We start from the raw sequence: 12997 nt of genomic DNA on the forward strand, positions 1-12997 counted from the left end.
GAGACGATTGTTTTCTACAAATATTTAGATTGGAATTTGATTAAAACAATTTAATTGAAATTTGAAAACATTTATGTTAATGAAAGTCATATTCTAATAAAATGTCATTTGTTTCTAGATGAATTTTTATGAAAAATTTCATATAATTTCCACTCGTTGTGATGGTTTAATTTATCCAATCCATCAATAAGCAAACAACTTATATAAAAAAGGATTAATTCTCAGTATAATTGCTCCTACCATAGAATAAATCTTCATGTAAAGTAATGAAGTACCAACTATTTCTAATACTTCTTTAAGAATTATCCCAACAATATCGTTAGACAAACCATTATTGAATAAATGGAGAGCCAATCGATTCTGAAAAAATGTTTTCTAATTTTTCGGAAATAAAAGAAAGAGCCTCCTGCCATTAGAACGAACCAAATCCATTTCATTGCTCATGAAGTAACCACATAGCTAAAAAGAGGATAAATCAATTAAAAGATCAAAAGAATGACTGCACTAATAAAATAACTAAAAATGTATCTTCTTACTTCATATCTTTTAGCTAGTACTTTTAAAAGACAGTTAAAAATTTGCTTCCTAAGATCAAGACAAACTGTCTATCTTCATTTGATGAAATGCGGTAAAATATAGAAAATGAACACTATTGGAGGGAATTTGTAATGGACAGCAAAACTAGAAAACAACTGCAAGAAAAGTTAAAGCAACGTACACACTTGCTCCCTTCCGTCTTTCAACAGTTTTTAGAAGAAAATCGTTCTTCCCTTTCATTAGGCAGTCGCTATGAATACGCAAAAGATTTTCATCTGTTTACTGATTATTTGAGAAAAGTATTTTCTGAAGAAGTGGATGATCAGCTGATTATCCATTTAGAAAAACAAGATTATCAGAATTTCTTAGCTAAAATCTATCGACATACTCGTTCGTTCCAAACTACAGCGAACCAAGAAACGGAGCAATTGTTTGAAAATAGCTATTACGGGATTTCAAGGAAGCAATATTCATTAAATCATTTTTTACGATTTTTGTATCAAAGAGGACTGATTGAAGAAGAGATTTCTCTTTTGGGTACAAGTTTACCGGAAACAACCAAAGCAGCTCCGCGATATATCGATGCAGAACTTTTCAAAGATTTTGAGCATTTGTTTATCCCGATTGAAGGCTTTCGAACAAGCAGAGAAGCTAGCTTTGAAGAAAAGAATCGACCGAGGAACCTTGCAATTACTGCCATTCTTCTGTATTGCGGATTAAAGATCCATGAAGTAGTAGAACTTAAACGTAAAGATGTATCTTTGACCAAGCAGATTCTTAATCTGAATAGAAAAGAAAACAGACTGAATAAAGTACCAATACCAAAAGAAGCGATGCCGTTTCTGGAGAACTATTTTGAGTTAACAGCACAAAATACGGACGAAAATTCTTTTGTTTTTCGTTCCTCACATGATCAGCAAATTTCTCCTCGGACTATTCGCCAAATTTTGAGCAAAATTACAGTATATAAAAACGTATCGCCAGAACTATGCAGAAAAACATATCGTTATTATGCAGAACTATATTTAGATGATGCTGACGCGGTAAATTATTTATGTGGTAATCGATACCTCTCATCCCATTCTTTTCAAGATATCTGGGAAAAGATGGTTGATTTTTCTTATCACGAATTAGCGGCATTCGTTCAGGTTTCTTCCATATAAAACAAATGTATGATCTTTTTTTCACAATAAAATATGTTATTATATAAAGGATTATGTTACGATTATCTTGAATTTGTATATTACTTAACAAAAGATAATGGAGTGTGAATGATGGAGACCATAACGTATTCCCCTTTGAACTTATTTACGAATTTTCAAGAAGCTGCAGCTAACTTTTCCGAGACCCCGATTATCTTTGATGAGCCACTTTCAGCTTTCCCAGAATTAGGACTTGAAACAACTTACAAAAAATGCTGCGAAAGTGTGTTGAAACGGGCTTATCAATTGGCTCATCTTGGAGTGAAATCCGGAGACAAAGTTATTATTTATAAGAGTTCCGCTTTTGACACATACCTTCTAGCTGTTTCTGTGTCTTACCTTGGTACAGTGCCTGTCATGACTTCTTATCATCTACCAACAACAACAATGGAAGTATTTATCGATCGTTTAGAAGACCCTTTCATTTTATTTGATGATGAGACAAAAAAGCGAGTGAGAGAAATTTCAAATGGAACAAAATCAAAACAGATTCCTATTCTTTATTTAATGGAACAACCTGCTTTTTCTGTTTCTCAATCATTTTTAGACAAAAATGAAATTTCTTATATGACCCATACTTCTGGTACAACTGGTATCCCTAAACTTATTTGTCATTCTGCTCATTCTATGGGATGGCGGACGAAATGGCAAAAAACAGTTTTCACAAAAATTTCGGAAAAGAAATTAATCGCTTTTCACATCTCTCCAGTGCATTCCAGATTCAATATTGGTATCTCTTCTTTGATGTCCATGGGATTTTCTATGATGCCTTTAGCAAACGCACAAAGTTCAAAAGTTGTTCATATGTTGGAAGCTCACCGGCCAATTGCACTAGAGACCCATCCGAATAACTTTGTTCAGTGGCGTTTTACTGCTAAGGAGCATCCAGAAGCTTTTTCGGGTATCCGATACTATCACTCCACTTTTGATGCTATAAACAACCAGACAATGAAGACATTTTTGCGAACGTCGATGGCACAGGATGCGGTATTTCTTCAAGTATATGGCCAAAGTGAATGCGGACCAATGATTCTTAAGGCTCATACACTAGAGAGTTTGAAAACAAGTGATGCAAGAGATATGGGCGTTGGACTGGAAGACATGACAAGCGCTCGGATTACAGATTCAGTTGGGAATGTCCTACCTGAAAACACAGATGGTCATATACAATTACTGTCTAAAGGACGGGCTTTGACTTATTACAAGGAAGATGCACGGTTCCAGGAAAATGTTTATGGCGATTGGTGGGATAGCGGAGATTACGGTTTTATGGATAAGCATGGCCACCTATTTTTGAAAGATCGGCAAGTGGATTTGATCGAAACGATCAATAGTACATTAGCTATTGAAGACTTTTTATTAGATTCGTTAGATTTTTTGGCAGAAGTAGTGATTGTAAGGGATAAAAATCATTCTCCACAACCGATTATTGCTTTAGCTCCTGATAAAGAAATGGATTGGAATCGATGGTGGGAGCAAGTCCATGAACTTCCTCGCTTGAACGTCCCTATCATCCGTGATTTTGATGCAATCCCGCGAACAGCTACAATGAAAGTGCAACGGCTTCAAATCGAGAAAGAATTAAAATCACAAAAGTCCTAACTATTTAAGGAAAGAAAGATCCATTTTGGTCTTTCTTTTCTTTTTGTTTTTTTAAATTGGATGAGATAAAAATATGCCAATTGGCTGTTTTTCTTTTTTGAAAATTTTGTTATACTCTTATTCATGGAGGAAAATGTTATGAAAAGAATCTTGACAATTGGCGGTTCTGATCCATTTGCTGGTGGAGGAATCCAAACAGATTTAAAAACTTTTGAGAATTTTGGTCTATTCGGACTAAGCGCCTTGACTTCTATAGGGGCACTAGATATTAATGAGCGATTTATGCTGGAATCTATATCTTTGGAATTGCTTAAACGACAGTTAGTTTCGATTGATAAAATGACTTCATTAGATGGTATCAAAATTGGGTTATTGAACTCAAGTGAAGCAATCATGGTTGTTCGAGACTTCATAAAAACAAAACAAAATATCCCAATCATTTTAGACCCTGTTTTGGCATTCAAAGAAACTGAAGCTGTGATCAATCAATTGTATATTTCGCAGCTCATCGAAGAACTTTTTCCACTTGTTACGATGATTACGCCTAATTTGGCAGAAGCTGCTTTACTTTCTGGTCAAGCTCTTCCCTCTTCGTTAACAGAAATGATCCATCTCGCTAAAGAACTCACTGCTTCAGGAACAAAAAACATTGTGATCAAAGGCGGCACAAGGATGGCTGGAGATGAAGCTGTGGATCTTCTCTATTCAATTGATCATTATGAGGTATTTTCTCATAAAAAAATCGACACTACAACAGTAAACGGGGCCGGTTGTGCCTTTTCTTCTGCAATAACAGCGAATCTTGTGTTAGGGGCAGATTTTACCAAAGCAGTAGCAGAAAGTAAAAAATTTGTTGCCCATTGTATTTCTAATGGCGTGCTGATGAACGATCATACCGGAAGCGTCTGGTCTGGCGGTATTCAAAAAGGAGGAATGAGAAATGAAAACTAAGCAATTAACGATCTATGCTATGCTGATTGCGTTGACAGTTGCCCTTTCATTAACAATTTTGATCCCTGTACCGGCTACGAATGGATTTGTGACATTATGCGAGGCCGGGATCTATACCGCTGCTTTTCTTTATGGTCCAACGGGTGGATTAGTTGTTGGTGCTTCCAGTGGTCTATTGATCGATTTGATTTCAGGATATCCGCAGTGGGCAGTTTTTTCATTAGTGATCCACGGGTTACAAGGATATGTTGCTGGTTCTTTCAGCAAATCTTCTACTCGTATGTGGGGATTAGGGCTTTTATTAGGAAGCTTAGTTATGATCATCGGCTATGGTATCGCCGGTTGGATTTTATATGATTGGCCGGCTGGAGTGGCTTCTATACCAGGAAACATCTTCCAAAATCTGATTGGAATGGGACTTGCCTTTCCTATAACTGCAAGTCTTCAACGTATTCAAGCACGGAAGCAATATTAATTGAAAAAGAAGGTTTTAGAAAATGAAGTTGTCAGAAAAAGAATTAAAAGACCAATTGACTGAAATAGTTAATGACATATTGGCTGAGGCACACTTGAAAAAAGGTGATCTTTTTGTTTTAGGATGCAGCACAAGCGAAGTCGTTGGAGGACATATTGGAAAAAATTCCAGTGCGGAAGTTGGTCAATGGATCATCCGTACGTTAAAAGAGTTGTTGGATCCTAAAGAAATTGCGCTAGCTGTCCAAGGTTGTGAACATTTGAACCGAGCATTAGTAGTAGAACGAACAGTGGCAGAAGCAAAAAATTTCGAAATTGTCTCTGTTGTTCCTGCACTACATGCTGGAGGTGCTTGTTCTGTTGCTGCTTTTGACCAGTTCAATGATCCTGTCGAAGTGGAACACGTAGTTGGACAAGCCGGTATCGATATCGGTGACACATCAATCGGTATGCATATCAAACATGTCCAAGTACCTGTCAGACCTCGTTTGAAAACCCTTGGACAAGCTCACGTGACAGCCCTTCGCTCTCGTCCTAAATATATCGGTGGTCCTAGAGCGAATTATTGAAATGAGTAATTGACAGAGCAATCTGAAAAACTTCCTCGCAAAGTCCAACTAATGAACTTTAACGAGGAAGTTTTACTTGTTTGTTTTATATAACCGAGCTTCATAAGGTGCTAGTATGCCTTTAGCTTCAAATTCTCCGTTAGAGGAATTTGACAAGAGTAATGTCCAGGACTGATCTGCTTCTTTTGGAAGTTCATAGTCAGCAAGTGATTCTGTTAAGTTTACCATAATAAGATATTGTTCATCTTCTAAATATCTTTCATAGACATAAAGTTGTGGATGTTCATGAAGATATTCTTTATAAGAACCGTATATCAGACCTTTATTGGTTTGTCTAATGCGGATCATGTTCTTATAGAATTGCAGGACCGACTCTGGTTCATATTCTTGTTGTTCTACATTGATCGTTTTGGTATTTGGATTAGTGATCAGCCAAGGTTCATGTGTAGAAAAACCAGCATATTGTTCCGAAGTCCATTGCATGGGTGTCCTGCTGTTGTCTCTCGTTGTTTCACGAATGATATCCAATGCTTCTTCTCTTGTCTTACCTTCCGCAAGCAGCCTTTTATAAAGTCTTTTCGAATCTACTGCATCAACTTGATCGATCGATTCAAAGGGCATATTCGTCATTCCGATTTCCTGTCCTTGATAAATAAATGGCGTACCTTGCAAAAAGAAATACATCATAGCGATTGCTTTTGCAGACATAGCCCAAAACTCGGGACGAGTATCTCCAAACACTGAAACGGCACGAGGAACATCATGGTTTTCCATATATAAAGCGTTCCATCCGATACCATCCAATGAAGTTTGCCAAGCGCTTAATGCATGTTTCAATTTAAGGACATCTAATTGCCCTTCTTTTTCTTGCTGCCAGATATGGATATGATCAAATTCGAATATCATATCGAAATAACCGTCTTTCCCTACCCATTGTGGTCCTTCTTCTGCAGTGACACCACTTGCTTCTCCGACAGTCATGATATCGTACTCTTCAAAAACATGTTTCAAATCGGTCAAATGTTCTTCGATTCCTGAGACATTTTGAAAGGGTGAGAAAGGGTTCTCTGTGGATTTTACTGAATATTCATCTTTTTTTACATGAGAAATCGCATCTAAACGAAATCCATCTATCCCTTTATCCAACCACCATCGGATCATATTGAATAGTTCTTCTTTCAATTTCTCGCTTTCCCAATTTAAGTCTGGTTGTTCTTTTGCAAAAACATGCAGATAATACTGTCCAGTTTCATGAGAATACTCCCAAGCAGAACCGCCGAAAATCGATGTCCAATTATTCGGTTCTTTGCCATCTACCCCGTCGACCCAAATGTAATAATCGCGATACGGGCTTTCTTTAGATTTTTTCGATTCTTCAAACCATTGATGCTGATCCGAACTATGGTTGATGACAAGATCCATAATCACTTTGATCCCTAATTCATGTGCTTCTTTTAGCAATAAATCAAAATCTTCCATCGTTCCGAATCTCTCTTCTATATCTTGATAGTCACTTACGTCATAACCATTATCGACAAATGGAGATTGATAGATCGGATTGATCCAGATAAAGCCGATACCAAGATCTTTCAAATAATTAAGTTTTTCACGGATCCCATTGATGTCTCCTTGACCATCGCCGTTGCTATCTTTGAAACTAGCAGGATAGATTTGATAGCCTACTGCTTCTTTCCACCATTTTTGTTCTTGTATCATATCGTTTCACTCCTTTAACGGTCCCTCTTGATTATAACCGATTCTATTTTAGAAGTATCCTTGTTACCGGTAACTAGAAACGAAAAGCTCAACGAATCTGCTAAGTGCGTTCGTTGAGCTTTATTTTATCATAGATAGCGGGCAATCAGTTGAATCATTTGCTTGGGAAATTCATTCAAGTCAGTAATATCTACAAAACGACTTTCACCGTAGATTGACTTGATTTCTTCTTTGTCTTGGCCAATAGCTGCGGAGACAAAGAAGATTCCTTGACGCTCATATTCTTTCAAAACAGACTGGATATCTTCTTTTGCTTTTTTGCCTGTATAATCCGGCAACGCTTTTGGCTGACCGTCACTAATATTAAGCAACAGTTTGGTTGTTGCGGATTGTCTGTTTAATTTTTCTGCTGCTAAACGAAGTGCCGCACCATCACGATTGTTTTGCCTTGGTTTCATAGTGACTAATTTTTCATTTAACCATTGAAATCCGTCTTCAAATTCTTTATAAGAAAACAAAGAAGTCTTTTCTCTTGACGAACGGTCTGCTGTATCTCCGTAAATCAACAATGGGATATCGACTTTCTTAGAAAATTCGGCAATGGCAATCGCTGCTTTTTTTGCCGCTTCGATCCGATCATCTCGTATCATTGACCCAGATTCATCGATCCGTACAGCTACCGCTAAAGAAGGTTGCTCATGTGGCGGGTTCTTTTTGTCAAAATTTCTCAAATCACCATATGCTACTTTGCTTGCATTGAACCGCTGACCTTCGTATTTTCCTTTTTGGTACGTCTCTGTTTGTTCATTATCCAGTAACTCTAAAATTTGTCGGCTAAGTGATTCTACTATTGGCATTACTTGCATGTGTAGCTCACGTACTTCCGGCGTTTTTCCTTGGAAAGATGGTCGGTGAACGATGAGACCTTCTTTTTCATGAATCGTTTCCTTCATGATTTGTCGCGCTTCTTTATTCAGTTGCTTCTTGATTTCCTTATCATGTGCTTCCATGTCAGAAGCAGACATTTCTTGAGAATCATCTCCTGTTTGTTGTTCTTTTTGATTTTTTCCTTCGATATCGCTACTGCGTTCTTTTTGCATTTGAGGAGGAATCTCGTTTTTTTCTATTGTTTCTTCTTGTTTCTCTTCTCCCTCATTTGGTTCTTCAGCAGACAACGATTTCTTTTCATCTAAGCGCAGAATTTCTTCAGCATTTTCAGTGATGTTTCGTTCATTTGCTTCTTCGGCGCTAATGGTTCTTCCTTTTGTATGCTCAGATTGAGGATGACCCCATTTTTCTTTTCTCAATATGTCCTGAAGTTCCAGTAGCAATCCACTGTCAGACAAAGCTTGTTCAAGAATTGCCAATTCATCTGGATCAGTGGATAATTTATACAAAACTTTTGGATAAATCGACTGGAGTAAATCTTGTCCTTGCTTATAGGTATTTGCCCAATAAAAATAAGAACGCATTCCTGCTACACCTTTGATGGCGTTAGCTTTTGCAGTTTCATCCAACAAACGGATAATCTCTGCCATCTTTAAGAGAAGTTCTTGTTTTTGGATCATGGTTTTCGCCATCGCACGTTCTGCCATGACTTCTAAGGCAGGAAGATCCATTTTTTCCGCATGTTGCATCCGATCTCTTAAAGATTCATTTAATGGGCGATTTCCTTGGTAATTTCGATTTGTAGTGATCACAATGACGCAATCTGGATGGCGACGAATGATTCCTGTCGGTAAATTCAACATCCCATTTGGTTCGAGCGCTGAGTTAAGTGCCACAAGAACAGAGGCATCTCGGATGACAGTCGGCTCTTGAATCTCTAATAAATATCCTTTTTCAATCGCTCGAACGATTTCAGAAGGATAATAGCTGTAATGGATTGCATCTGGATAATCAGCTTCGATCCTTTGAACTAGCTCTGCTAATTTTTCTTTAGCAGAAAAAGGATCAATGCCGTAATGGTTCTGGATCAGTGTCAGTACAGCTTCAAGTGTATCTGTTTGGTAAATAGCTTCTAGTAATTCTTGGTCTTGTTCCTTATTAGAATCTACTACAGGTAATAAGGCTCCGAAAACATCTGATTTGTCCATATCTGCAAAACAGGTCACTTTTGTATAGGGAAGTTGCAGATCAGCAGATAGTGCTTTGGCTAATTGTGTCTTCCCCGACCCGGCATCTCCTTCCAAAAGTACGTTACTGATTTTCATTTCAGGATCTTGCCAATTCCCTTTGATTTCGGAGGCGATCCGCCATTCTTCTGCACTTGTCCGATGGCTTTTCGGTTTCTTCCAGATCATTTGCTTTTCTAGCCGTGAAAAGGTTCGGTTTTCTGTTAGTGAGAAATTCTCCATGCTTCTCTTCCCCTTTTGATCATCTCTGTCTATTAATATCCTAGCTCATCTAAAAGACGTTTTAAAATACGGAATCGTTCCCCAATCAGTTCTCCGTCTTTTTGTAGTGTATCGTAATACAAAATGATGTCTTCATCGATCTTTGGATTTTTGGTATCTACTTCTACCGTCATTCGGTTCCCTTGCAATCCAATGATGTCTACGACTGGATTTTCTGGATCATAAAATTTTTCATAACGATAAGCATCTTGGAAGTATAAACTTCCTTGCGCAGCTAAGATCGCTAAATCTAAAATACGTGTGATTGGTAATTCTTCCGACTGTCGTGACCATTTTTCTCCAGTATGTCGCCATACCTTGCCTGAGATATCGACTTTTCCACGATCATTCCACTGAGCAAGGCCCAGAGAAAGCCCTTTTGCGTCCGTATTTAATGCATTTCTTCCATCAACTTTATCATAGTCTTCTACAACGATTACTGGTTTATGTTTTAAATTTGTTGGTATTTCCATTATTTTAACTCCTCATCCTTTTATTTTTAGTAAATAAGTAAATTAGTAGTTTACTCATTTACTAAACTATATGCGACATTATAGAGGATTGAAGTGAGGATTGCAAAGAAAAAGAGCTTCGTTGATAGAAATAAAAACACCATCTCGTTCTTTTACACGCTCATTAGTAACATGTAGAAAGTCCAAGATGATGTTGGAATATTTTTGGTATGTTTTTTGAATAAAAGGAATTATTGCGCTGAAATGGCAATGCCGATGGCTTTTTCACCTAAATGTGTACCAATGACTGGTCCGAAATGACCAATTTCGATTTCTGCATTTGGATATTTTTTCTGCAATTTCTCTTTCTCCGCAATCGCTACTTCTAAATTATTTGCATGTATCACGTAAAGTTTGACTGGCGGTTGTATTTCGTTATTTCTTCTACCAATAATTTCTTCAGCTCGAGCAAATGCTTTTTTACTTGAACGGATTTTTTCGAATAAAACAATTTTCCCTTCAGAAAATGTCAGGATCGGTTTGATTTTTAATAAGCTGCCAATCAGCGCTGCACCATTTGTCAAACGTCCTCCTCGTACTAAATTGTTCAAATCATCTACAATCAGATAAGCGTAGGTATTATCTCGGATTCGATCGACATGTGCAAGTATTTCATCAAGGGACTGACCTTCATCATTTAAGTCTAAGGCAGCTTCTACCATGTGTCCCATCGGCATACTAGTGATCTTAGAGTCATAAGGAATGACCGTTACTCCGCTGATGTCATCTTTCATCGCAAATAATGTGTTGACAAAGCCAGAAATCCCTGAAGAAAGATGGATACTTAAAATCGTGTCATACCCTTTCTCTTTCAATTCCTCATATAAACCCAAAACTTCCCCTACGACAGGTTGTGAAGTAGTAGGAAAATCTTTACTGTTTTTTAAAAGTCCATAATATTCATCCGCTTCGATATCGATTCCTTCGTTATAAATTTTCCCATCCATAATCAAAGGGATTGGAATAACGAATAAGTCGGGATGGTTCTTGATACGTTCCGGCAGATATGCCGAACTATCTGTAACTACTGCAAGTTTCATGTGTTTAATTTCCTCGTTTCAAAGAATTTTTCCAGACCTTATAACTATATCATAAGTAAGATTAGATATGAAACTAAAATTGGAAAATAGAAAAACGACAAGCGTAATCATACGAGTTGCCGTTTTTCAAGTGACAGCAAAAAACGATTAGTTAACCTATTCTTTGCTTCTGCTATGATGTTTAACATTTTTCAACATTCGAAACCCATTTTTTCCGAATTGAGAAAATAAAAATACTAAGCCGCCAATACTTCCTACAGCCACACAATAAATCATTGCATAGCTTTTTGATTCCATTGACAATCGCTGATTCAGCAAAAAGAAAACGGCAAAACATACTGCAAGCATAATCAGGGTGGAGCGGAAAGTTTTTAAGAAAAAATTGCTGATCTTTGCTAAAGGTGCTATTCGGTATTCTTTGCACATAAAGTGATAGCCGCGAACAAAGACAATACCGAATGCTAAGCCATTTGATAAGCTCATCCCGTATCCGCCAACTAATCCTAATCCGATTACTTGGAAGATGACTTTCAGGATAATTGCTTCTACAGTTAATCGGATCGCAAAACGATGGTGATTCAAAGATTGAAGCATCGTAGATAGGATCGTGAATAAAGAGAAAAACAAAGAAGCTAGCAAAGCCATTTGGAAATATCCGACACTTTCAGGATCATAGCCAAAAAACAATGTGTATAGTGGTCCAGCTAATAAAGACATTCCAGTCAATGAAGGAAGAAGAATCAATAACGCAATCGAAAAACTATCTCCTACTGTTTTTTCGATTTGTATCCGATCTTTTTTCTTCATCGTGCTTAATATTGGCAAGCTGCTTATAGCTACTGTTCCTACCATGGAGATCAGGATCAATGTCAATTTATTTGGATTGACAGAAGCACGGCTGAATAAGAATTCCAGTTGCTGATCTGCGATCTCTGGACGGAAAAAGTGAAGCAGTGGTTTCATCGTTACTTGGTCGATCATTTGAACGATAGTAATGACTGAGCCGACAAAAATAAACGGTAGTGTTTCCCGAATGATAGAGACAGAGGCAGATCGGTTTTCTCTTTCGAAATAACGGCTGGAAATCAAAAAATCTTTAAGTTCGAAGAAGTCTTTTCTGCGTCCGACGATATACATATGGATAATCGCAGCTAACCCACCGAAGAAAGAAGCGACTGTACTGATCAATACAGCTTCTAATATGGTTCCGTCAGTCAATACGCGCAAGTAATAAGTACCAGCCAAGATAACGATCACTCGCACAGCCTGTTCGATAATCAAAGAAGTTCCATAAGGCCGCAGATCATTTTTTCCTTGGAAATATCCTCTCATTGCACTAAGAATTGGGATAGCAATCAAAGATGGGCATAAACTTCTGATAGCTAGTATCCCATTATTAACGTTAGCAATCGGACTGATTCCGGCTAGTAAAGGAGCAAATAAATACATCAGTGCAGCAGAGGCGATACCGATGACAAACATGATATTGATCGTACTTCTAAAAATCAGCCGACAAGCAGCGTTATCTCCTTCTTTTGTGGCTACAGCTACTTTTTTTGCAATCGCATTTGGAAATCCGACTGTACCAAGCATCAGGAACAATCCATAAGGAAGATAGCCAACATTATACAATGTCGTAGCAAGCATACCATCTTGATTGTTCCCCATCATACTTAGCCAGGGAATCAAATAGACTACTCCTAAAACTTTACATAGAAGATTAGCAAAGGTTAGCCAAAATGTTCCTTGCATCAATTTTTTATTCATTTAAATTCCCTCAACTATTCTTTCATAAAATAAACATCTTCCCTATTATAGCAAAAAATCATAGAAGGACAAATCCCTCTCTAATTCCTAAAATAAAAAAGAGCTTGCATCATAAGCCAACACTAATCTTTTTTATCCCTACGAATAAACTTGCATCCAGAATTGACTGTTGCAAATGCAGTTCGGATAGATCAGTTTGAACAACTTATGTCGCAATCTCTGTTTTTAATA

The 12997-nt window shown here is 37.4% G+C and carries 10 protein-coding genes; 5 read left to right on the top strand and 5 right to left on the bottom strand.

The features are described 5' to 3' along the window. The first annotated feature begins 668 nt into the window (after positions 1-668). The 5 genes from RG571_RS10665 to RG571_RS10685 all read left to right on the top strand — a co-directional run bounded on the left by RG571_RS10665 (position 669) and on the right by RG571_RS10685 (position 5335). Positions 669-1700, top strand: coding sequence for a tyrosine-type recombinase/integrase (locus tag RG571_RS10665; RefSeq protein ID WP_029485664.1), 1032 nt, complete (start codon positions 669-671; stop codon positions 1698-1700). Between the two features lie 108 nt (positions 1701-1808). Then, positions 1809-3341, top strand: coding sequence for an acyl-CoA synthetase (locus tag RG571_RS10670; RefSeq protein ID WP_258430620.1), 1533 nt, complete (start codon positions 1809-1811; stop codon positions 3339-3341). A 138-nt stretch (positions 3342-3479) separates the two neighbouring features. Next, positions 3480-4292: a hydroxymethylpyrimidine/phosphomethylpyrimidine kinase gene (locus RG571_RS10675; protein WP_002286068.1), complete on the top strand. Its 813-nt coding sequence runs from the start codon at positions 3480-3482 to the stop codon at positions 4290-4292. Next, entirely contained in the window at positions 4282-4767 is a 486-nt protein-coding gene (locus tag RG571_RS10680) for an ECF transporter S component (protein ID WP_002286069.1), read from the top strand. The genes RG571_RS10675 and RG571_RS10680 overlap by 11 nt, the downstream gene beginning before the upstream one ends. 22 nt (positions 4768-4789) lie before the next feature. Continuing rightward, on the top strand, positions 4790-5335 hold the full coding sequence (locus tag RG571_RS10685) for a TIGR01440 family protein (protein ID WP_002286070.1): 546 nt from the start codon (positions 4790-4792) through the stop codon (positions 5333-5335). A gap of 72 nt (positions 5336-5407) precedes the next feature. Here the strand turns inward: RG571_RS10685 and RG571_RS10690 are convergent, their stop codons facing one another. The 5 genes from RG571_RS10690 to RG571_RS10710 form a co-directional block, all read right to left on the bottom strand. Beyond that, positions 5408-7051, bottom strand: coding sequence for an alpha-glucosidase (locus RG571_RS10690; protein ID WP_131774430.1), 1644 nt, complete (start codon positions 7049-7051; stop codon positions 5408-5410). 128 nt (positions 7052-7179) lie between these two features. Next, a complete protein-coding gene (locus RG571_RS10695) occupies positions 7180-9408 on the bottom strand; it encodes an AAA family ATPase (protein ID WP_258430618.1) in 2229 nt (742 codons plus the stop codon). Between the two features lie 32 nt (positions 9409-9440). Then, positions 9441-9920: a DUF6530 family protein gene (locus RG571_RS10700; protein ID WP_002286073.1), complete on the bottom strand. Its 480-nt coding sequence runs from the start codon at positions 9918-9920 to the stop codon at positions 9441-9443. Between the two features lie 230 nt (positions 9921-10150). Then, positions 10151-10999, bottom strand: coding sequence for a DegV family protein (locus RG571_RS10705; protein WP_002298432.1), 849 nt, complete (start codon positions 10997-10999; stop codon positions 10151-10153). Between the two features lie 156 nt (positions 11000-11155). Continuing rightward, complete coding sequence (locus RG571_RS10710; RefSeq protein WP_002286080.1) at positions 11156-12766, bottom strand: polysaccharide biosynthesis protein; 1611 nt, start codon at positions 12764-12766, stop codon at positions 11156-11158. Positions 12767-12997: the final 231 nt, after the last annotated feature.

The organism is Enterococcus sp. FR204 (assembly GCF_031143325.1).
In the GTDB taxonomy this organism is placed as follows: Bacteria; Bacillota; Bacilli; order Lactobacillales; family Enterococcaceae; genus Enterococcus_B; species Enterococcus_B faecium.